The organism is Pseudomonas sp. S12(2018) (assembly GCF_024355235.1).
Classification (GTDB): domain Bacteria; phylum Pseudomonadota; class Gammaproteobacteria; order Pseudomonadales; family Pseudomonadaceae; genus Aquipseudomonas; species Aquipseudomonas palmensis.
The window spans coordinates 18,626-39,039 of sequence record NZ_QLAD01000002.1 but is presented as its reverse complement, the minus strand read 5'-3'; the positions used below and the strand labels follow the sequence as shown (position 1 = coordinate 39,039).

The 20,414-nt window shown below is 59.1% G+C and carries 19 protein-coding genes and 1 pseudogene; 15 read left to right on the top strand and 5 right to left on the bottom strand.

The annotated features are described in order from the left end of the window. Positions 1-8: 8 nt before the first annotated feature. The 5 genes from DN388_RS04000 (at position 9) to DN388_RS03980 (ending at position 4,716) form a co-directional block, all read left to right on the top strand. Entirely contained in the window at positions 9-1,130 is a 1,122-nt protein-coding gene (locus tag DN388_RS04000) for a beta-ketoacyl-ACP synthase III (protein ID WP_254996879.1), read from the top strand. An 11-nt stretch (positions 1,131-1,141) separates the two neighbouring features. Further along, entirely contained in the window at positions 1,142-1,750 is a 609-nt protein-coding gene (locus DN388_RS03995) for an RNA polymerase sigma factor (protein ID WP_043864157.1), read from the top strand. Further along, the gene (locus tag DN388_RS03990; RefSeq protein ID WP_254996878.1) at positions 1,744-1,977 is read left to right on the top strand and encodes an anti-sigma factor; all 234 of its coding nucleotides are present in this window, start codon (positions 1,744-1,746) and stop codon (positions 1,975-1,977) included. Before DN388_RS03995 ends, DN388_RS03990 begins: the two co-directional genes overlap by 7 nt. Before the next feature lie 206 nt (positions 1,978-2,183). Next, complete coding sequence (locus DN388_RS03985; protein ID WP_043864155.1) at positions 2,184-3,497, top strand: OprO/OprP family phosphate-selective porin; 1,314 nt, start codon at positions 2,184-2,186, stop codon at positions 3,495-3,497. 94 nt (positions 3,498-3,591) lie between these two features. Further along, a complete protein-coding gene (locus DN388_RS03980) occupies positions 3,592-4,716 on the top strand; it encodes a GNAT family N-acetyltransferase (protein WP_254996876.1) in 1,125 nt (374 codons plus the stop codon). Between the two features lie 77 nt (positions 4,717-4,793). Here DN388_RS03980 and DN388_RS03975 read toward each other — a convergent pair whose 3' ends face one another. The 4 genes from DN388_RS03975 to DN388_RS03960 all read right to left on the bottom strand — a co-directional run bounded on the left by DN388_RS03975 (position 4,794) and on the right by DN388_RS03960 (position 8,994). Beyond that, entirely contained in the window at positions 4,794-6,623 is a 1,830-nt protein-coding gene (locus tag DN388_RS03975) for an ABC transporter ATP-binding protein (RefSeq protein ID WP_254998102.1), read from the bottom strand. A gap of 68 nt (positions 6,624-6,691) precedes the next feature. Next, complete coding sequence (locus tag DN388_RS03970; RefSeq protein WP_043864152.1) at positions 6,692-7,249, bottom strand: peptidylprolyl isomerase; 558 nt, start codon at positions 7,247-7,249, stop codon at positions 6,692-6,694. Continuing rightward, a complete protein-coding gene (locus DN388_RS03965; protein ID WP_043864151.1) occupies positions 7,243-8,058 on the bottom strand; it encodes an alpha/beta fold hydrolase in 816 nt (271 codons plus the stop codon). The genes DN388_RS03970 and DN388_RS03965 overlap by 7 nt, the downstream gene beginning before the upstream one ends. Before the next feature lie 12 nt (positions 8,059-8,070). Further along, complete coding sequence (locus DN388_RS03960) at positions 8,071-8,994, bottom strand: LysR family transcriptional regulator (RefSeq protein WP_043864150.1); 924 nt, start codon at positions 8,992-8,994, stop codon at positions 8,071-8,073. Positions 8,995-9,044: 50 nt separating this feature from the next. On the opposite strand from DN388_RS03960, the gene DN388_RS03955 reads away from it, so the two are divergent. The 5 genes from DN388_RS03955 (at position 9,045) to DN388_RS03935 (ending at position 13,093) form a co-directional block, all read left to right on the top strand. Then, positions 9,045-9,359: a hypothetical protein gene (locus tag DN388_RS03955; RefSeq protein ID WP_043864149.1), complete on the top strand. Its 315-nt coding sequence runs from the start codon at positions 9,045-9,047 to the stop codon at positions 9,357-9,359. A gap of 107 nt (positions 9,360-9,466) precedes the next feature. After that, positions 9,467-10,066 (top strand): FMN-dependent NADH-azoreductase, encoded by a 600-nt coding sequence (locus tag DN388_RS03950; protein ID WP_054914940.1) that lies wholly within the window; start codon positions 9,467-9,469, stop codon positions 10,064-10,066. A gap of 249 nt (positions 10,067-10,315) precedes the next feature. Beyond that, positions 10,316-11,137, top strand: coding sequence for a hypothetical protein (locus DN388_RS03945; RefSeq protein WP_254996866.1), 822 nt, complete (start codon positions 10,316-10,318; stop codon positions 11,135-11,137). A 45-nt stretch (positions 11,138-11,182) separates the two neighbouring features. After that, the gene (locus DN388_RS03940; protein WP_244988698.1) at positions 11,183-12,121 is read left to right on the top strand and encodes a hypothetical protein; all 939 of its coding nucleotides are present in this window, start codon (positions 11,183-11,185) and stop codon (positions 12,119-12,121) included. A 93-nt stretch (positions 12,122-12,214) separates the two neighbouring features. Beyond that, a complete protein-coding gene (locus tag DN388_RS03935) occupies positions 12,215-13,093 on the top strand; it encodes a carboxylate/amino acid/amine transporter (RefSeq protein ID WP_123753015.1) in 879 nt (292 codons plus the stop codon). On the opposite strand, the pseudogene DN388_RS03930 reads toward DN388_RS03935, so the two are convergent. Further along, positions 13,034-13,645: pseudogene (locus DN388_RS03930) on the bottom strand (mechanosensitive ion channel family protein); the annotation flags it as partial. The gene DN388_RS03935 and the pseudogene DN388_RS03930 sit on opposite strands and share 60 nt — an antisense overlap. Before the next feature lie 459 nt (positions 13,646-14,104). Here DN388_RS03930 and DN388_RS03925 point away from each other — a divergent pair. The 5 genes from DN388_RS03925 (at position 14,105) to DN388_RS03905 (ending at position 20,362) form a co-directional block, all read left to right on the top strand. Further along, a complete protein-coding gene (locus tag DN388_RS03925; protein ID WP_254996861.1) occupies positions 14,105-14,422 on the top strand; it encodes a hypothetical protein in 318 nt (105 codons plus the stop codon). Between the two features lie 52 nt (positions 14,423-14,474). Next, positions 14,475-15,554, top strand: a complete 1,080-nt coding sequence (locus DN388_RS03920) for an ABC-three component system protein (RefSeq protein ID WP_254996860.1) — start codon at positions 14,475-14,477, stop codon at positions 15,552-15,554. Then, positions 15,530-15,982, top strand: a complete 453-nt coding sequence (locus DN388_RS03915; RefSeq protein ID WP_254996858.1) for an ABC-three component system middle component 2 — start codon at positions 15,530-15,532, stop codon at positions 15,980-15,982. The genes DN388_RS03920 and DN388_RS03915 overlap by 25 nt, the downstream gene beginning before the upstream one ends. Then, complete coding sequence (locus DN388_RS03910; protein ID WP_254996855.1) at positions 15,982-17,799, top strand: hypothetical protein; 1,818 nt, start codon at positions 15,982-15,984, stop codon at positions 17,797-17,799. The genes DN388_RS03915 and DN388_RS03910 overlap by 1 nt, the downstream gene beginning before the upstream one ends. Before the next feature lie 136 nt (positions 17,800-17,935). Then, positions 17,936-20,362, top strand: a complete 2,427-nt coding sequence (locus tag DN388_RS03905; RefSeq protein ID WP_254996852.1) for a hypothetical protein — start codon at positions 17,936-17,938, stop codon at positions 20,360-20,362. The last annotated feature ends 52 nt before the right edge of the window (positions 20,363-20,414 follow it).

Below are 20,414 nucleotides of genomic sequence, written 5' to 3'. Positions count from 1 at the left end.
GAACGACCGTGCATAACGTCGTCATCAGCGGCACCGGCCTGTACACCCCGGCCAACAGCATTTCCAACGAAGAGCTGGTCGAGTCTTTCAACACCTATGTGCAGCAGTTCAACGCCGACAATGCCGCTGCCATCGAACGGGGCGAAGTGCAGGCACTGGCCGAGTCGAGCGCTGCGTTCATCGAGAAGGCCTCGGGCATCAAGAGCCGCTTCGTGATGGACAAGGCCGGCATCCTCGATCCGCAGCGCATGAAGCCGCGCCTGCCGGAGCGCAGCAACGACGAGCCGTCGATCCTCTGCCAGATGGGCGTGGCCGCCGCCGAGCAGGCCCTGGCGCGTGCCGGGCGCACCGCAGCCGATGTCGACGCGGTCATCGTCGCCTGCTCCAACCTGCAGCGCCCTTACCCGGCCATCGCCATCGAAGTGCAGCAGGCGTTGGGCATCGCCGGTTTCGGTTTCGACATGAACGTGGCGTGTTCGTCGGCGACCTTCGGCATTCAGGTCGCCTGCAACAGCGTGCAACTGGGGCAGGCCCGTTCGGTGCTGGTGATCAGCCCCGAGATCTGCACCGGCCACCTGAACTTCCGTGACCGTGACAGCCACTTCATCTTCGGCGACGCCGCCACGGCGGTGCTGGTCGAACGTGCCGACCTCGCTACCTCGGCGCACCAGTTCGATATCGTCAGCACCAAGCTGCTGACCCAGTTCTCCAACAACATCCGCAACAACTTCGGCTTCCTCAACCGCGCGGCGGAAGAGGGTATCGATGCGCCGGACAAGCTGTTCGTGCAGGAAGGCCGCAAGGTGTTCCGCGAGGTGTGCCCGATGGTGGCCGAGCTGATCGGCCAGCACCTGAGCGAAAACAACCTCAACGTCAGTGACGTCAAGCGCTTCTGGCTGCACCAGGCCAACCTGAGCATGAACCACCTGATCGTCAAGAAGCTGCTGGGCCGCGACGCGCTGGTCGAGGAGGCCCCGGTGATTCTCGATACCTACGCCAACACCAGTTCGGCCGGCTCGGTGATCGCGCTGCACAAGCATCAGGACGACCTGCCCAAGGGTGCCCTCGGGGTGCTCAGTTCGTTCGGTGCCGGCTACTCGATCGGCAGCGTGATCCTGCGCAAACGTTGATCGCCACGCCAGTGACGGCTGACGAACAGCGCTTGCTCGACCGCCTGCTGGCGGGAGAGCAGCGCGCGTTCGCCGAACTGGTTCAGACCTGCCAGGGCGCCATGCGCGCGGTGGCCTATGCCATCGTCGGCGAACGTGGCGCCGACGAGGTGGTGCAGGATGCCTGGCTGGCGGCGGTACGCGGTCTGGCGGGCTTCCAGCGCCGCTCCAGCCTCAAGACCTGGTTGCTGACCATCACCGCCAATACGGCCAAGACCCGTTACCGGCAAAACCGCCGCGAGGTGCTGCTCGACGACCTGCCGGCCCCCCATGGCAGCATCGACGACGCGCGTTTTGCCAGCGACGGTCACTGGCTGCTGGCGCCTTCGGCTTGGCACGAAGACAGCCCCGAGGCCCTGCTCAGCCAGGAGCAGTTGCGCGAATGCCTGGAGCACACCCTGCTCAGCCTGTCGCAACTGCAGAGCAGTGTGCTGTTGTTGCGTGAGCGCCAGGGCCTCGAACTGGTGGAGATCTGTAATCTGCTCGACCTGTCGCTCTCCAATGTGCGTGTGCTGCTGCACCGTGCACGCCTCAAGGTCTTCGCGACCCTGGAACATTTCGAGGACACCGGCCAATGCTGACCTGCAAGCAACTGGTCGCCTGCTCCAGTGATTACCTGGACGGGCAACTGACCCTGGGCGAGCGCATGATGACGCGCCAGCACCTGCTGTTCTGTCGCAATTGTCGTCGCTTCATCAAGCAGTTGCGCCTGGCCCAGGCAACCCTCAAGGCGCTGCCGCCGGCGCCTGTGGAGGGGGCCGATGCCCTTGCGGCGCGGCTGGCCGCCGAGCGCCGGGCAACGCGCTGAAACCCCGCAACCAGCCCTGCAACGGGGCTGATTGTCTTATTCACATTCGAAGTAAAAAGTTCCCCTGTCACTAAATATTTATCTAACAGCCACTGATCTGAAATAACCCCCCGCCAAGATTCGTCCCCAGCACAAGTGGCCTGAGCCGCGTGTTTTTTCAACGTAATCAAGACCATAAACGTTATGAACGTAGGGGAGTTCCTTCGATGATCCGTAAGCACTTCGCAGGTTTCGCAGCCAGCGCCTTGGCAATGGCCGTTACCGCCCAGGCTTTCGCGGGCACCGTGACTACTGACGGCGCCGATATCGTAGTCAAGACCAAGGGTGGTCTGGAGGTCGCTACCGCTGACAAGGAATTCAGCTTCAAGCTGGGTGGCCGGGTCCAGGCCGACTACAGCCGCTTCGACGGTTTCTACACCAAGAACGGCGATACCGCCGATGCGGGCTACTTCCGCCGTGCCTACCTGGAACTGGGCGGTGTGATGTACACCGACTGGGCCTACCAGATCGCCTACGACTTCTCGCATAACTCCGGTGGCGACAACCGTTCCGAAGACGGTTACTTCGACGAAGCGTCGCTGGCCTACAACGGCTTCAAGCCGGTGTCGATCAAGGTCGGTCGCTTCGACCCCGAGTTCGGCCTGGAAAAAGCCACCAGCTCCAAGTGGGTGACTGCCCAGGAGCGAACCGCTGCCTACGACCTGGTGGACTGGACCAACTCGCACAACGGCGGCTTCGGTATCCAGGCATCGGGTAACGCCGGTGACTCGCTGTACGGTTCGGCCGGCCTGTTCGCCAAGGACGCCACCAACCAGGACAAGGACGGCGACAGCTCCAAGCAGTTCAACCTGCGCGGTGTGTTCGCACCGATGCACGAGGCCGGCAACGTACTGCACGTTGGCCTGAACTACGCCCAGCGCGACCTTTCCGACACCGCGTTCGACGGCCGTATCCGCAGCCGCCTGGGCATGCGTGGGGTGAGCACCGACGGTGGCCAGGACGCCGGCAACAACGGCAACCGCCTGGTGCTGGGCGGCAACGCCACCACCCCGGCCGGTGCCTACGACACCGACAAGGCCTGGGGCCTGGAAGCCGCCTACGCGCTGGGCCCGTTCTCGGTGCAGGGCGAGTACATCAAGCGTGATGTTCAGGCAGACGACTCGGCCTTCTCCGACATCAAGGCCAAGGGTTACTACGGCCAGGTGGCCTACACCATCACCGGTGAAGCGCGTGGCTACAAACTCGGCAAGTTCGACAGCATCAAGCCTTCCAACAAGCAGATTGGTGCGTGGGAAGTGTTCTACCGCTACGACCACCTGAGCGTCGACGACAACAACGGCGCATTTGCCGACATCGGTGACGTGGAAGCCAAGGTGCACAACCTGGGTGTGAACTGGTACGCCAACGAGTCGATCAAGCTCAGCGGCGTGTACGTCAAGGCCAAGACCGACAACGCGCAGAACGCTGCCGGCGACGACAGCGGCGACGGTTTCGTGATGCGCGCGCAGTACGTGTTCTAAGCGTTACCCCTGCAACACACTCCTTCATCCGTTAGATCTTCGCCCCGCACCTGCGGGGCTTTTTTTTGCTCGCACGAGGGGGCAGACTGCGCGCATGCCCATCTCAATTCTGCCGCACCTTGCCGATATCGACGCCGCCACCTGGGATGCCCTGGTGCCGGATGCCCAGCCGTTCCTGCGCCATGCCTTCCTGCGCAGCCTGGAAGACAGCGCCAGCGTCACCCCGCGCACCGGTTGGGCGCCGGCCCACCAGGTCCTGACCGACACTCAGGGCCAGGTACGGGCGGCCATGCCGGCCTACGTGAAGACCCATTCGTTCGGCGAGTACGTGTTCGATCACGGCTGGGCCGACGCCTGCGACCGCGCCGGTATCGACTACTACCCCAAGCTGCTGTGCGCGGTGCCGTTTTCACCGGTCAGCGGCGCGCGCCTGCTGGGTGACGCGCAGGCGGCGGGTGAGCTGATCGACGGCGTCAGCGATGCTTTGCTCGAACAGGGGCTGTCGGGCCTGCACGTGAACTTCACCGACCCGGCCAGCGACGAAGTATTGCGTGGGCGTGCGGGCTGGATGGAGCGCCTGGGGTGTCAGTTTCACTGGCGCAACCAGGGTTATCGGGACTTCCAGGATTTTCTCGACAGCCTCAGTTCGCGCAAGCGCAAGCAGATGCGCAAGGAACGCGAGCAGGTGGCGGGGCAGGGTATCGAGTTTCAGTGGTACCACGGCCATGAGCTGAGTGAGGCGCAGTGGGATTTCGTGTACGCATGCTATGCCAACACCTACGCCGTGCGCCGCCGTGCCCCGTACCTTTCCCGGGCGTTTTTCAGCCTGCTGGCCGAACGCATGCCCGCGTCGATCCGCGTGGTGATGGCGCATCAGGGCGGGCGGGCGGTGGCGATGGCGTTCAGCCTGGTGGGTGGTGACAGCCTGTATGGGCGCTATTGGGGCTGCCTGGCGGAGTTCGACCGGTTGCATTTCGAGACGTGCTTCTATCAGGGCATGGACGTTGCCATTGCCGAAGGGTTGCAGCGTTTCGATGCCGGGGCGCAGGGCGAGCACAAGCTGATTCGCGGGTTCGAACCGGTGATCACGCGGTCCTGGCATTACCTGCTGCATCCGGGGTTGAAAGCGGCCGTGCAGGACTTTCTGGCGCAGGAGCGGGTGGGGGTGCTGGGGTATGCCGAGGAGGCGCGTACGGCGCTGCCCTTCAGGCAAGTCTGAGGGCCGAGCCCGCACCCGCAGGCGCAGTGAAATCCCTGTGGGAGCGGGCTTGACCCGCGATACCGTCGCCGCGGTGTTCAATCAACCCCGACAAACCCACCCGTCTGGTGATGCCACAACCGTGCGTACAGCCCCTGGTGCGCCAGCAGTTCGGCATGGGTGCCCATCTCGGCAATCCGCCCCTGCTCCAGCACCACCAGCCGGTCCATCCGCGCGATGGTCGACAGGCGGTGCGCAATGGCGATCACCGTCTTGCCCTGCATCAGGGTCTCCAGGCTCTCCTGGATGGCTGCCTCCACTTCCGAATCCAGCGCCGAAGTGGCTTCGTCCATGATCAGGATCGGCGCATTCTTGAGCAGCACCCGCGCAATCGCGATGCGCTGGCGCTGGCCGCCGGACAGTTTCACGCCACGCTCGCCCACATGCGCATCGAAGCCGGTGCGCCCCTGGGCATCGGACAGCTGAGGGATGAACTCATCGGCCCGCGCCCGGCGCACCGCCTCCCACAACTCCTCTTCTGTCGCATCCGGCCGGCCATACAGCAGGTTGTCGCGAATCGAGCGGTGCAGCAGCGAGGTGTCCTGGGTGATCATGCCGATCTGTGCGCGCAGGCTGGCCTGGCTCACCTGGGCAATGTCCTGGCCGTCGATCAGGATACGGCCACTTTCCAGGTCGTACAGGCGCAGCAGCAGGTTGACCAGGGTGGACTTGCCGGCGCCCGAGGGGCCGATCAGGCCAATCTTCTCGCCGGGGCGAATGTCCAGGGTCAGGTTGCTGATGATCCGGCTGCCCTGACCGTAATGAAAGTCGACGTTGTCGAAGCGCACCGCGCCGCGATCGACCTTCAGCGCCGGAGCATCTGGCGGATCGGTGACGGTGACCGGCTGGGCGATGGTCTTGAGGCCATCCTGCACCATGCCGATGTTCTCGAAGATGCCGTTGACCACCCACATGATCCAGCCCGACATGTTGACGATGCGGATCACCAGGCCGGTGGCCAGGGCGATGGCGCCCACGGTGATCAGCGACTGGCTCCACAGCCACAGCGCCAGGCCGGTGGTGGTGACGATCAGCAGCCCGTTGAGGCTGGTGATGACCACATCCATGCTGGTGATCACCCGCGAGGCCAGCTGGGTCTTTTCGGTCTGCTCGCGAATCGCTTCGCGGGCGTACTGGCGCTCGAAGTCGGTGTGGGCGAACAACTTGAGGGTGGCGATGTTGGTGTAGCCATCGACAATGCGGCCCATCAGTTTGGAGCGCGCATCCGATGACACCACCGAGCGTTCCTTGACCCTGGGCACGAAATAGCACAGTGCGCCGATGTAGGCGAAGATCCAGACGGTCAGGGGCAGCATCAGGCGCCAGTCGGCCTCGGCGAACAGTACCAGCGAGCTGATCGCGTAGATCAGCACGTGCCACAGGGCGTCCACCGCCTGCACGGCCGAATCGCGCAGCGAGTTGCCGGTCTGCATGATGCGCTGGGCGATACGCCCGGCAAAATCGCTCTGGAAGAAATTGAGGCTCTGCTTGAGCACATGGGTGTGGTTCTGCCAGCGGATCATGCTGGTCATGCCCGGGCTGATGGTCTGGTGCACCAGCAGGTCGTGCAGGCCGAAGAACAGCGGGCGCAGCAGCAGCGTGACCACCACCATCCAGATCAGCTCGCTGGCGTGATCGCTGAAGAAATCGGGGTTTGGCGCGCCCTGGGCCAGGTCGATGATGCGGCTCAGGTAACTGAACAGCGCCACTTCGATGAGCGAAGCCACCAGCCCCACCACCAGCAGTGCGGCAAAGCTGGGCCACACCTGGCGCAGGTAGTAGAAATAGAACGGCAGGACCTTGCCCGGCGGCGATGCGGTCGGTGCTTCGCGAAAGATGTCGATCAGCTTTTCGAAATAGTGATACAACCTCAAAACTCTAACTCCTGTCTGACTCGACCGGGCCGGTCGTGGTTCACGTCCCTGTGAACACGGGCTCAGTCAATGCGTTTGGCGGACTTGATCAGCACGGGATCGACCGGTACATCGGCCATGCCGTTCTTGCGCGTGGTCGGCGAGTTGACGATCTGGTCGACCACGTCCATACCCTTGACCACCTTGGCGAACACGGCGTAGCCGGCATCGCGGCCCGGATCGAGGAAGGCGTTGTCGGCCACGTTGATGAAGAACTGGCTGGTGGCCGAGTTCGGGTTGGATGTGCGGGCCATCGACAGGGTGCCGCGGGTGTTGTGCAGGCCGTTGCTGGCCTCGTTGCGGATCGGGTCCTTGGTCGACTTCTGTTGCATCTGCGCGGTGAAGCCGCCGCCCTGGACCATGAAGCCCGGGATCACGCGGTGGAAGATGGTGTTGGTGTAGAAGCCGCTGTCGACATACTCGAGGAAGTTCTTGGTCGAGATGGGCGCCTTGACCGGGTCCAGTTCCACTTCGATCTGGCCGAAGCTGGTGTCGAGCAGTACGTGCGGGGCTTTTTCGGCAGCCATCAGGCTGGTGGCGAAGACGACCGAGCAGGCGCCAAGCAGAAGTTTTTTCAGCATGAACTCAATGATCCTTGAGAAGTGGTTGAAGCCGTTGCCAGAAACTGCAGCAGGGTCTGGTTGAACAGCCGGGGTTGATCCAGCGGTGTAGCGTGCCGTGAATCTTCGATGACCGCCAGTCGTGCTTGAGGAATAAGCGCGACGTAGCGCTGCTTGAGCTGTATCGGGGTGTAATCGTGGTCGGCGCTGATGACCAGCGTAGGACAGCGGATCTGGCCCAGGCGTTCCTGTACCCCCCAGCCGACGATGGCATCGAAGCTGGCCAGGTACGCACGCTTGTCGTTGCGCGCCCAGCGCTCGGCCATCTTGCGTCGCAACTCGGCCTGCTCCGGCTTGGGAAACAGGCGTGCGGCCAGGCCTTTGCCGATGGTCTCCAGGCTCAGCAGGCGGGCCAGGCTCCAGCGCTTGAACCATTGCCAGTAATCGTCGCGGCTGCGCAGCTTGACCTCGGGTGCGCTGTTGACGATGCACAGGCTGCGCAACCGGTGGGGATGGTCGACGGCAAACTGGAAGCCGATCATGCCGCCCATCGACAGGCCAGCCAGGTGCACCGGGCCGGTGTTCAGGTGCTCCAGCAGGGCCAGCAGGTCGGCGCTGAAGCCGGCGATGCTGTAGCGCTCGCGAGGCTTGTCGGAGCGCCCGTGGCCGCGCACATCGAGCAGGATCACGCGGTACTGACGGGCCAGCTCCGGTACCTGGTATTCCCAGTCCTGGCAGCTCGAGCCCAGGCCGTGCAGCAGTACCAGGGGCTCGCCCTGGCCATATTCCTCGTAATGCAGGGTGCAACCTTCATGTTCGAAATAGGCCATGGGCGTTACCTGTCAGGCTTGGGCGGGGGCGGCGAAGGGCACGTCCAGCGGCGCAGTGTCGAAGTTGCGCAGCAACTCGATGAGGATCTGCGTGGCCGGGCCCAGGGGTTTGTCCTTGTTCGAGTAAAGGTAGAACAGCGGGTGACGGCTGCCACCCTGGTCCAGCGGCAGTGGCTTGAGCACGCCTTCGCGCAGTTCGCGCTCGATCAGGTGGCGTGGCAGCCAGGCAAAGCCCAGGCCGCTGCTGACGAAGGTGGCGGCGGTGGCCAGGCTGCCGACCGTCCAGCGCTGTTCGGCGCCCAGCCAGCCCACATCCCGCGGTTGTGCCCGGCCAGAGTCGCGGATCACCACCTGCAACTGGCTCTCCAGGTCCTGGAAACTGAGCTCGCGGCCCAGGCGGTGCAGGCTGTGCTCGGGGTGTGCAACGGCCACGAACTCCACCGCGCTCAATTCGGTGCCCAGGTAGCCGGGGATGCTGAAGCCGCTGATGGCAAGGTCCGCCACCCCTTCATGCAGCACTTCCTCGACCCCTGACAGCACCTCCTCGCGCAGGCGCACCCGGCAGCCGCGACTTTGCGGCATGAACGCACTCAGGGCACGTACCAGTCGGGCATTGGGGTAGGCGGCATCGACCACCAGGCGCACCTCGGCTTCCCAACCCTGCTCCATGTGATGGGCGAGGTCTTCGAGTTGGCTGGCCTGCTTGACCAACTGGCGCGAGCGGCGCAGCAGCACGCTGCCGGCATCGGTGAGCACCGCCTTGCGCCCGTCGATGCGCAGCAACGGCACGCCGAGCTGGTCCTGCATGCGGGCCACGGTATAGCTCACCGACGATTGGGAGCGATGCAGGGCTTCGGCGGCCTGGGCAAAGCCGCCGTGGTCGACCACCGCCTGCAGAGTCCGCCACTGATCCAGGGTAACGCGCGGCGCTTTCATCTTCGGCTCCTGTTGTCCTAAGCTGGCGCACTTTCATGGAGAGCGCCGTTATGAAGAAAATCTGTGTTGCACTGCTGGCCCTGCTGCCGCTGACGGCCCTGGCCTACCCCATCGACGTGACCAAGAACACCGACGGGGTGAAGCTTGACTACACCACCTACGACACCGACCGTGACATCGGCTCGATCAGCCTGAACAACTACGGCGATGTGGCAGCGACGTGCAAGGTCACCTTCCGCAACGGCCCGGAGGCCCCGAGGGTACGGCGCATACAGGTACCGGCGAAAAAGAGCGTCGACGTGACGGCCAAATTCAACCGCGAAATCCTCAAGCTGCGCATCGCGCTGGACTGCAAACCGCAATAAAACAGGTTAACTGATAGATTTAACCCAGTTTTTACGCTTTTTTATCGATAGGTCAATCTCTAATCTTGCCTCCATCGACTTAGCGAACTTGCCGATGGAGGCAACCCATGTCCCGCGTACTGATCATCGAAAGCAGCGCCCGCCTGCAGGACTCCGTGTCTCGTCAGCTGACCCGTGATTTCATCAGCCAGTGGCAGGCGGCCAACCCGGCCGACCAGATCAGCGTGCGCGACCTGGCATTGAACCCGGTACCCCACCTGGACAGCCATTTGCTGGGTGGCTGGATGAAGCCCGAAGCCCAGCGCAGCGCCGAAGAAGTGCAGGCACTGGCACGTTCCAACGAACTGACCGACGAAGTGCTGGCCGCCGATGTACTGGTGCTGGCGGCGCCGATGTACAACTTCACCATCCCCAGTACGCTGAAGGCCTGGCTCGACCATGTGCTGCGTGCCGGCGTCACCTTCAAATACACCCCGACCGGCCCGCAGGGCTTGCTGACCGGCAAGCGCGCCTATGTGCTGACGGCCCGCGGCGGTATCCACGCCGGGGCCGGTAGCGACCATCAGGAGCCCTACCTGCGCCAGGTGATGGCCTTCATCGGCATTCACGAGGTGACGTTCATTCACGCCGAGGGCCTGAACATGGGCGGCGACTTCCACGAAAAAGGCCTGAACCAGGCCAAGGCGCTGCTGGCTGCGGTAGCTTGAGCCGTACCGATTTTCCCCCCGCCTGACACCTTTGCTCCTTTGGGTGTACCTGCCCGGTCAGACACTGGTTTGACCGGGCTTTTTTGTGGATAGTTATAAAACTTGTCATTGCCAGGTTGATTGTTTATAGAGAACTGACAGTTTTGTCAGGTGCGCGCTTGAATGCCTAGCTGTTTATATACAGGTGACGGACAGACTTTCCGCAGTGAAAGTTTGTAACTTGCCTCGCGGATATAAGGATGCGTACCTATGCCTGCTAAAATTGAGTCCAAGCTATATGCCTGGGATGCCCCGACGATCGACTGTTCGATTCCACATCCCGATTACCCCCAAGACCCGTCAAGAAGGTATTTCCTGATAAGGGGGATCTACAACTGCGGCAGCAATACGGATTTTTTGTCAGTCAGGACGCTCATATCAGCCGGTATGTACGCCGGTGACAGGGTCAGGGTAAGAATTGTCGAACCTTCCGGTATCATCTTCGATTTGCCCGTGCAAGTCATCAAAAACCCGCCGCAAGCGCTGTACTCTTCTTGTCCAAAAGCGCTGATGTACAGCAGTTCCGGTCAAACGGCACAGGTAAATTTCGCGCTGAGCAGGAATGGCGGAGCATGGGTGGTTTCGCAGAGTCGTTACTATACGGTGCAAGTCCAAAGTTTCGATCCATTGGACCGGCCAACACTTGAGCGCGGTTCTCGCGTGGTCAAGGTTACCTATCCCAAATGGCACCCCTCACACAAGGTTCGTCTAAGAGGTTTCACCACGACAGGGCATGAGGACCTGGGGTGGAAACCCATGACGAGTGGTACTGCCGAGTTTCCAATTCCACTGAGCTGGTTTCAGCAGAACAGAGGCAAGCAAGTGTGGTTCAATTATGCGCTTGAAGCGGTTACGGGCTCGGACTGGCAATTTTCCAGGCTGCTTTATATCCCGAGCCTGGAGGTGCCCCCGGCATCTGAGGAGGCGCCTGAGGTCCCTGCGAAAGTGCCGGTGAAAAAACCTGCGAAGGCGTCAGAGGCACCTGCGAAAGTGCCTGGCAAACCTGCGAAACGCCCGCCAAGCAAGGCGTGACCCGCAAGCAAGGGTTCAAAGCCGGCGCGAGCGCAGGGAGGCACCATGTTGAACACGTTCACACTGTTGCTGTTGATCAGCCTGATGACAGCCTGCGCCAGCCGGGCGCCGGTGCAGCCTGCCAGTGACGAGTTTGCGCAGGCAAGCTCGGTGCCGCCAACGGTCCAGGCCGCTGCGTTGCAGTCCCGTGCAGGTACGGCGGCTGTTTCCGGAGCCACGGTTGCACGCCACCTGCAGGAACGTTACCGCGACACCCGGCAGAACTGTGACGCCTCCAGCGCGCCGGCCTTTCTGTGCAGCGGCATCCTCATGCGCGCTACGCAGAACAGCCCGGCGTTTCATTCGTGGAACCCGAACCCTACCGCCTCGGGCGTGTCGTTCTCCTACCTGCGCGCCGACTCTGCGTTCAGTCGGTTGGCCTATGGGTACACTAACGGCTTCATCTTCGTGCCTATCTTGTACGCCAACAATCAATACAAGCCCCGTGTGTTGTGCTCGTTTCCTGTGGACGCCGATTCCAACAGGCGAGAATCGCAGGGGTGCGGGCAGAATGTCGGTTACCCCACGGTGAGTCGCGAGTGCAGGGCTCAGGGCATCGGTACAGCCGAACAATGGCTGGCGCATTACAACGCCAACCGGATCAATGCACGCCAGTGCGGCTTCAATGTTCGCGATGAACTCAACAAAGAAGGCGCCATCGCGTTCTATCAGAGCCTGCGTGCCAGAAACCTGCCCGGCGCCAACCTTGGTGGCATCCAGAACGAAGTGCGCATGGCCCTGTGGCCGCAGAACATCGGTCGGCAATTGCCGATGGAAGCCTTCTTCTATATTGGCGGGAGCGCGAGCGGAAGGGCGGGGGCGCAGGCGGATCAGCGGGACTTCTTCAGCCAGACGGGCATCCTGGTGCCGATCATCGCGGTGACCTTGCCCTCTGGCGCCACCCCCGCACGCTTCCAGTTCATCACGGCCGATCAGACCCGTTGAGCCTGCTGGCACCTTGAGTGCAGGCCTTTCAAAAGCGGTTGCCGGCCCGTTGGTCAACCGCTAAGGTCGCCGCCTGCATATCAGGGGGCATACATGGGCTACTTATTGATCGTCGCGCTGATCCAGGCGTTTTCCTTCAGCCTGATCGGCGAATACCTGGCCGGGCATGTCGACAGCTACTTCGCGGTGCTGGCGCGGGTACTGCTGGCCGGCCTGGTGTTTTTGCCGTTGACCCGCTGGCGCAAGGTCGAGCCGCGCTTCATGCGGGCCATGCTGCTGATCGGCGCGTTGCAGTTCGGCATCACCTATGTGTGCCTGTATTTGAGCTTTCGTGTGCTGAGCGTGCCCGAAGTGCTGCTGTTCACCATTCTTACACCCTTGCACGTGACCCTGATCGAGGATGCCCTGAACCGGCGCTTCAACCCGTGGGCACTGGTGGCCGCACTGGTGGCGGTGGGGGGCGCAGCGGTGATTCGCTTCGACCGCATCAGCCCGGACTTCTTCATGGGCTTTGTGCTGCTGCAACTGGCCAACTTCACCTATGCCGCCGGTCAGGTGCTGTACAAGCACCTGGTTGCCCGTTACCCCAGTGACCTGCCGCACTACCGACGCTTCGGCTACTTCTACCTGGGCGCCCTGCTGGTGGTGCTGCCGGCCTTCCTGCTGTTCGGCAACGCGCAGCATCTGCCCAGCACCGACGTGCAGTGGCTGGTGCTGCTGTTTCTGGGATTTTGCCCGACGGCGCTGGGGCTGTACTGGTGGAACAAGGGCGCCTGCCTGGTTTCAGGCGGCACCCTGGCGGTGATGAACAACCTGCATGTGCCGGTCGGGCTGTTGCTCAACCTGCTGATCTGGAACCAGCACGAGCCGCTGGGCCGGCTGTTCATCGGTGGTGCGGTGATACTGGCCTCGCTATGGCTCAGCCGACTCGGTGCTCAACGCCCGTTGCTCGCGAACGGCACCGGCCGGTAGCAGCCCGGCGCGCAGGTCGCTGCCGCTGGGTTGCTGGTACAGGCCCAGACCGAACTCGGGCATCACGGCCAGCAGGTAGTCGAAGATATCGCCCTGGATACGTTCATAATCGGCCCAGGCGGTAGTGCGGGTGAAGCAGTAGATTTCCAGGGGCACGCCCTGGGCGGTGGTCTGCATCTGACGCACCATGCAGGTCATGTTCGGCTGGATGTCCGGGTGGCTTTTCAGGTACGCCAGGGCATAGGCGCGGAAGGTGCCGATGTTGGTCATGCGCCGGCGGTTGGCCGACAGTGCTGCCACAGGGCCCTGGGCTTCGTTCCAGGCCTGCAGTTCGCTGCGCTTGCGGGTCATGTAGTCGGTGAGCAGGCGCACCTTGCCCAGGCGTTGCTCTTCTTCATCGGTCAGAAAGCGCACGCCGCCAGCATCGATGAACAGGCTGCGCTTGATGCGCCGACCGCCGGCCTGCTGCATGCCACGCCAGTTCTTGAACGATTCGGACATCAAGCGCCAGGTGGGGATCGAGACAATGGTCTTGTCGAAATGGTGTACGCGTGAGCTAAAACTCTAAATGGACATCCCAAGTCTATTCAAATCAGTAGCTTAAAATTTTCTGTCCATTGTCCATTTTTTCCTAGAACGATGGACAGCCCGCCACCCCACAATGCCCGCAGCCCCTTGAGCCTTCCTCCTGTGAGAGCCTCAAACGACCCTCCCACGCAGCTACAACCTGTCTATCGGGTTCCCCATCACGGCGCATTAACGATAGTATTGTGCCATTACACAAGGACACTCGGATGCCCAGCCACCCTGGCCTAGAGGGAGGAGGGCGGTAGGAGCTCGGCATGGATCAGCCACGCCACAGGAACGCAGACAGACGACCACCCCATCCCGAGGCTACTACTTGGGAGTATTCGTCGTGCCTGCGATTTGTCGAGCGTCTGCATAAATCCCCGAAAGCCCAACAACGAAGAATCCATACGAACAACATTTCAACAACCAAGGTACTCATGCATGAGTGAGCAGGAACAGGAAGTAGGACAGGAAAACGGACAAGAACAGAAGCAGGAGTACGTTTTTCATCCCGCTGATCTGGTCGAGTATGCGATGGACAAGCCCATTGGCGCAGCTCGCGCGGCGCTGGCAATTGGACTGGAAGGCGCTGATGTTTACCCTGATATCATCATTGATGAATTAGCGGGAAACATGGAATTGAATCAGCGTTTCCTGAAGAAACTCACGAGTGCTTTGCGGAAGGATCCGAGCAAAATTATTGCTGATATGCCATATCGTATCAAGGGGCGTCAGCTGGAACGCGATATCAACTTATGATCTTTTTATATTGTAGCTCCGCAAACTCGGCACCCCTTCGGAGGTGTAGCTGATGTCAATTGGCGAGAAACCCATCAATATTCCGCCTGCCCCTGCGTTCGAGCTCACAGCGTTGGATGTGGAGAAGGGGGCGCCCGTTCAGCCACTAGAGCGTCTGCAGATTATGTCGGCGTCTGAATGGGAGGTTTTTACCTCCGAATTTGTATCTTATCTAGATAAGGATTACGACTCGGTAACGCTGTGTGGCGGCGGGGGTGACATGGGGCGTGATGTCATCGCCAAGTTCGCAACAGGGTGGGACAATTTTCAATGTAAGCACTACAAAGAGAAGCTGAGCATTGCCGACGTCGCAGCCGAACTGGGAAAGCTCGTTTACTACACCTGGAAAAAAGAGTACACCCTGCCGCGCAACTACCGCTTTGTAACGCCGAAAGGGTGCAGCGCGCCTTGCATGGGTATATTCACCAAAAAGTCCAGAATTCAGGGTGAGCTAATCAAGCGCTGGGACAAAGCGTGCAAGAATAAAATCTCCAGCAAGGAGTCAATACCTCTAGAAGGGGATTTGCTAGATTATCTAAAGAGTATCGACTTTTCGTTTGTTGATGAGATGTCTTCGCTGGACTTGATAAAGATGCACGCGCGGACGCCATACCACACGTCCCGATTCGGTAGTTATCACCTAAAGCGTCCAGTAGTTCCAGAGGTTGCACCGGCGACAGTCGCTGATAACGAGAAAGTTTATATCGAGGCTCTCTTGGACGCATTTTCCGAAGCGGATGGGGCTGAGTATACATTTAAAAGCGTTATGGAAGGTGAGTATGAACGCCTTATGGATCGGGCTAGGATACACTTCTTCAGTGCAGAATACTTAGAGGCATTTTCCCGAGATGGGTTTCCTGCTGGCTGCTACGACAAACTCAAAGCATCATGCCATGATGGCATAGACAGTGTTTATTACCAGAAGCACGATGATGGATTGCAGCGGTTTCTCAAAGTGACCGAGCACTCCACGAAGGTACAATACGATTCTCATCCGCTGCGTCATTTCCTGCAAGTCGCCGACCGCCAGGGGTTATGTCATCAATTAGTGAACGACCGTAAACTCACATGGGTGAAGAAGAAAAAACCATGAAGCCGAAAGATTTATATAATAGCCCTGTTGAAGTTGGTGCGCGTATCGTTCTATTGCTTGCTGGACTTACCAGAGCGCTTGATCTGGATGAGCTGATCTTCTTTGACTACGCATCGATTTATAGTGGTGACTTTCAAGGAGAGTCGAGTCTGCATCCAATGATGATTAATCGTCTAGCTGAACTGGTTCGAAGACGGGAGATCTTCCCTGGCGCGATCAAACTTTTTACCGCAAAAGGGTTGATGACTTCCCAGGTTGATGAGCATGGCGTTCGATATTCCATCACCACGGCAGGCAGTGAATTTGCCTCCAACTTAACTACTGAGTATCACTCAGGTTTCAGGCGGCATGTGTCATGGGTTGAAGAGAATATTGATTATCTCACGATTCAACGTCGCACCATTTATAAAGTTGAAAGGGCGATCTGATGTTTATTGAAAGTATTGTCGTGAGTGGCCCTGACCTGAGAGATGCTGCTGTTTTTTTTGAAAAGGGCGCGAACGTTGTTCAGGGTGGCTCCAATACCGGTAAGTCATACATTGTGCAGTGCTTGAAATTCGCCCTTGGTTCAAATACACCGCCGAAGTCCATCAAGGAGTCGCAGGGCTACACCACGCTCAAGGTGAAGTTTGTGCATGATGATGGGCGCTCCTTTACCATCGAGAGGCACCTTTCAGAAAGCTCCAAACCTACACTTTATGATGAAGAGGGGAAGGTTTTGATCTTAGGGATTAAGCACAATCCTAAGAAAATGAACTCGATTTCCAACCAGTTTTTGCACAGATTGGGGTTGAATGGAAAGCTTTTGTTGAAAGGGACAGAGTCGCTAAATAATGCCTCATTCTCTCTTCGTTATTTTGAGAATGTCTTGTTGATGGATGAGACGCGGATCGTGGCTGAGTACTCTCCTTTAGGTACGGGCCAGAAGGATGAGCGTTTTATGGAAAAATCCATCCTGAAGCTACTGTTAACGGGTAAAGACGATACCGGGGTTAAACAGGCTAAAAAGGAGTTGGAATCAAAGGGGGCATTGAGACATAAGGCTACTGCTGTAGAGGGAATTATCAAGCAGTTTTATCCAGGAAATGATGCCGCTGAAAGCCTTGAACTTCAGAAGCTCAGCTCGTTTGTCGACCAGGTCGCGCTTCGGATGAAGCTGGCTGAGCAGGAACTGGAAGGCGCGTTCCATTCGAGTGAAGACCTGTTCACCCAGAAGGCCAACCATATCACCGAACTGGAGTTGGTCGAAGGCAAAATTGCTGAAGACAAGGCTCTGCTTAGCCGATTTAACATGCTTGGCCAGAAGTACGAATCAGATCGCCAGCGCCTTCAGGGCATTGAGCAGGCGGCAGTTCTACTTGACTGTGCGGACGCGGTGCTTTGTCCAACCTGTGGGAATCATTTCGACTCCGAGTCATGTACGACGGACGTAGATGACATCAAGAAAGGTGTCTCCTTCGAGTTGGATCGAATTTCGAAGAATATCCACGAGCTCGCGGAAGCCCAGGGATCTCTGACGGCAGCGATTGAGCGGAACACCTCAAGCGCTGAGAGCACCAAGACGTCCATCGCGGCAGTGGAGAAGGTTATCACCTCGGAGCTCCAGGGGTTGGTTCAGGCAGTGAGTGACCTGAAGGAGCTTGCTGCGTGCCTTAAGCACGATCACTCGGTGCTGGATAGACTCGTGAAGGATAAGGCCAAGCTGAGGGAGGAGTTAAACCGACTGGGTGTTCTGCTGCTTGAGGAGCAAAACACTTATACTCCTGAAAGCTTTGAGGACTCTGCCAAGCCCCTGGTGAAAGAGATTCAGGATATCTTACAGCGCTGGAGTTTCCCGAATCACTCCCCAGTGGAATTCGATTTCGATGCGCGTGACATCACCATTGGTGGAAGTAAGAGAGGCAATTTCGGCAAAGGGTATCGAGCGATTGCTTCCTCTGCATTTGCTCTGGGGCTGATGAATCTGCTGAAGCTTTCTGGACGCCACCCTGGTTTTGTAGTGCTTGATTCCCCGCTGACCACATATAAGGAAGGGGATCCGGAACCTGAGGAAGATGATGGGGAAGTAGCTGCGGATGTAATTTATGCGTTCTATCAGGATATCGCTGATAACTTCAAGGACTCTCAAGTAATTATATTTGAGAACAAGGAGCCTGATATGGCGCTCATTCCTCATATGAATTATCAGCATTTCACGAAAAGCAAAAAGATTGGGAGATATGGCTTCTTCCCACTGAGAGGCTGATTTAATTGTGTAGTGTTGTCGATCACTCGTTACATAGCGCGGTGATCGATTCTCTATCGTCTGGTTTTCGGTTGCGGGTAATATCGAGGTCTAATAGCCGCAGGGGGTGATCTCATCCCGGCCTTCAGAATCGAGAGTGTCTTTGCAACAAAGCTCACAGCTCGTGGTTAAATTGCGGTTTTGGCTAGCAGGCAGCAAACGCGAGGGGCTGATGGGCAAGGATCACGAGGTGGGGGGGGCTGAGGTTGACACGGACGCCAAAGGCAATGAGGCAGCTGTAATGGCTCCGCCTGCGAATGCGAATGAGCAGGCTCAAGCCATCGCCGAGCACTGGCGCGGAGCCTGGAGCGATCTCAGTCGCACGGATGCCGTTGTTGCGCATGGCCCAAGCTTTGTCCTGTGGCGGTATGAAAAAGACGGCTTCGAGAGTCCCGGTACCTTTTTTCCTTCCGAGGCGATTGACCAGACTATCCCGCACGCCGGGATGCGCGAAGCGATGCGGCAAGCTCTGGCTGAGACCGACCACGAGCGCCACCTAGTGGCCGTCATCGTTTTGAAAGGGGACGCTGGTGCTGCGATGTCGGTGATTCCAAAGACGGCTGTCTGCAAAGAACAGGCTTGGTTTGAAATGACCAAAATCCGGAAGTCATCCGTTTCGGAAAAGGTCTGGATCCCGCTGCGTGCTGATTACATGCTGACGTCTGAGGGGGAGTATGGCTATGAGGGCTATCTTGAAGAATACTTCGGCGTTGCATCGGTCATGTTTGACCTCCAACATCGCGATGAAATAAGCAAACTGGGCTGGGGCGACATTGGTGGGAACACCTTTGCCGGCGGTGAGGAAACACATCGGGCATGGCCCAATGAGAATGGACACGACACGTCGCAAGATTCGAGTCCAACCCACACCGAGCAGGGGAAATCGGTCGCAAGCTTCCGTGTGCCATTTACAGACCTGAACTTGTCCCTACGCACTCGCCAAACCAAATCTGCCGCTCCTCCCGAACCAGTGGCTCCAGCAGAGCCTACTTTTGTCACAACCTACTATTGGGCAGGTGACTGGGCCAGTCATCATTCTGATGCGGTAGGCACTGGACTGGTTATCGAGCAGAACTTCGATGGTGCGGCGCCGAATGAGTGGCACCTGCATCAGGATCTCGTGATCTCACTGGGCCTGCAGCGCGAAGGCGACATTTGGTTGCGGCCAGTCGAGGGCTTCCTGGAGGTCGTAAGGCTCAAGCGTGACGAGCAGGGTAAGCCTGTGCTTCTGGAGGCGCGCACTGAGCACCTCCGTGATTATTTGAAAGCTCGGGGCATGTACCTCCTGCTTACCAGTTACCGAAACCGCTCACAGACCGTGTCTGATGCGTCCCATATTGACTGGGCTTCAGGATTCATCCAGGAGGAAAAGGATGGGAGGGAGTGGGAAGGGATCAATTCTGAAATTCATGAGGGCGGGAAGCCGTATGGCTCCTCAACGGGAGTCTTCCATGTCTCGCGCACAGACGTTGATGCTGATGACGACGTGCCGAAGCTCGGTTTACCCGACGACGATTCTGTCGTGTCCAAATCCTGGTCGATCCAGCATGAGGGGAGAAAACTCCACTCTCTGAGTGGTTCGCTTTCGATGACTGAGGTTGTTGAGCCTGGGCGTGTGAGCGAACGAGTTAAGGGCGAAGCGTCGCTGACCAAGGTGGACTTCGCGATTAATGCCTCTGGCGAGCGTATCAGCGGAGATGAGCTTGAATCCACAGGTGGTTGGCTGTGGTTTCGCCCGAATGTCACAACCTTGCTCGGTAGTTACCGAGGCTCTTATCTTCGATGGTATACCCGGGACACTGGCGCTATTGGGGTTTCAATCGGAGACAGCGTCCATTTCGGCTTGAATTCTCTCGGGTTGCTCAACGTATATGCCAAGGACATTGGCCGGCTTCCACCTTGGCAGCAGCGTGTATGGGCCGGTGCGAACGTGGTTCCCGAGGGCGGGGTGTCAGAGGAGCTGTTGGCGTCTCAGGCTAAAGCTTCCCCTGCTGATACGAAAGCGCCTGAGGCAAGGCTGCGTCCGGCATACGACGAGCTCAACGCTACATTTGAGAAGGTCAGCGGCAAGCCACTGTTCTCTCCGCACCATGCGACTGACGACATTTTCAAGCGTGTTCACCGGTTCCGGGCTTTGGAGAACACTGGGGTACTTGAGCTTGCTAAGGATTTAGCGAGGCTGACAGTGGAGTCGCTTGATGGAGCTGCGTTGACTGCCATGGGGGCACAACCTGGGAAAACGAAATCGGGGTCTGTGAAGCATGTGGAAGCCGGTCTGATGAAGCGGGAAGCGACATTAGAGGAAGCAAGGGCGCTGACCAAGGTGCTGGTGGGGATCAACCAGTTGAGGCAGGCCGACGCGCATTTACCGTCTTCAGGATTTGCTGACGCGTTTGATCTGGTCGGTGTTGATCAGCAGGCCGATCCAGTGGTGCAAGGGCGCCAGATGCTTGAATTGCTGGTCGACTCTCTGCTTGGGATGACGAAGGTCTTTGCCAGCCAGCCGTCAAAGCCAAGCAACTAACGTCTGAGAGGCTGGCCGGGAGGGCGCTGAAGCAAGAAACTTAGCTGGTGCG

Excerpts from the sequence above, each read along its gene's own strand:
- DN388_RS03920 (WP_254996860.1), top strand. The coding sequence starts at position 14,475 with ATGTCAATTGGCGAGAAACCCATCAATATTCCGCCTGCCCCTGCGTTC.
- DN388_RS03910 (WP_254996855.1), top strand. The coding sequence starts at position 15,982 with ATGTTTATTGAAAGTATTGTCGTGAGTGGCCCTGACCTGAGAGATGCT.
- DN388_RS03945 (WP_254996866.1), top strand. The coding sequence starts at position 10,316 with ATGCCTGCTAAAATTGAGTCCAAGCTATATGCCTGGGATGCCCCGACG.
- DN388_RS03965 (WP_043864151.1), bottom strand. The coding sequence starts at position 8,058 with ATGGCCTATTTCGAACATGAAGGTTGCACCCTGCATTACGAGGAATAT.
- DN388_RS03970 (WP_043864152.1), bottom strand. The coding sequence starts at position 7,249 with ATGCTGAAAAAACTTCTGCTTGGCGCCTGCTCGGTCGTCTTCGCCACC.
- DN388_RS03915 (WP_254996858.1), top strand. The coding sequence starts at position 15,530 with ATGGGTGAAGAAGAAAAAACCATGAAGCCGAAAGATTTATATAATAGC.
- DN388_RS03990 (WP_254996878.1), top strand. The coding sequence starts at position 1,744 with ATGCTGACCTGCAAGCAACTGGTCGCCTGCTCCAGTGATTACCTGGAC.
- DN388_RS03960 (WP_043864150.1), bottom strand. The coding sequence starts at position 8,994 with ATGAAAGCGCCGCGCGTTACCCTGGATCAGTGGCGGACTCTGCAGGCG.
- DN388_RS03985 (WP_043864155.1), top strand. The coding sequence starts at position 2,184 with ATGATCCGTAAGCACTTCGCAGGTTTCGCAGCCAGCGCCTTGGCAATG.
- DN388_RS03950 (WP_054914940.1), top strand. The coding sequence starts at position 9,467 with ATGTCCCGCGTACTGATCATCGAAAGCAGCGCCCGCCTGCAGGACTCC.
- DN388_RS03940 (WP_244988698.1), top strand. The coding sequence starts at position 11,183 with ATGTTGAACACGTTCACACTGTTGCTGTTGATCAGCCTGATGACAGCC.
- DN388_RS03980 (WP_254996876.1), top strand. The coding sequence starts at position 3,592 with ATGCCCATCTCAATTCTGCCGCACCTTGCCGATATCGACGCCGCCACC.
- DN388_RS03935 (WP_123753015.1), top strand. The coding sequence starts at position 12,215 with ATGGGCTACTTATTGATCGTCGCGCTGATCCAGGCGTTTTCCTTCAGC.
- DN388_RS03955 (WP_043864149.1), top strand. The coding sequence starts at position 9,045 with ATGAAGAAAATCTGTGTTGCACTGCTGGCCCTGCTGCCGCTGACGGCC.
- DN388_RS03925 (WP_254996861.1), top strand. The coding sequence starts at position 14,105 with ATGAGTGAGCAGGAACAGGAAGTAGGACAGGAAAACGGACAAGAACAG.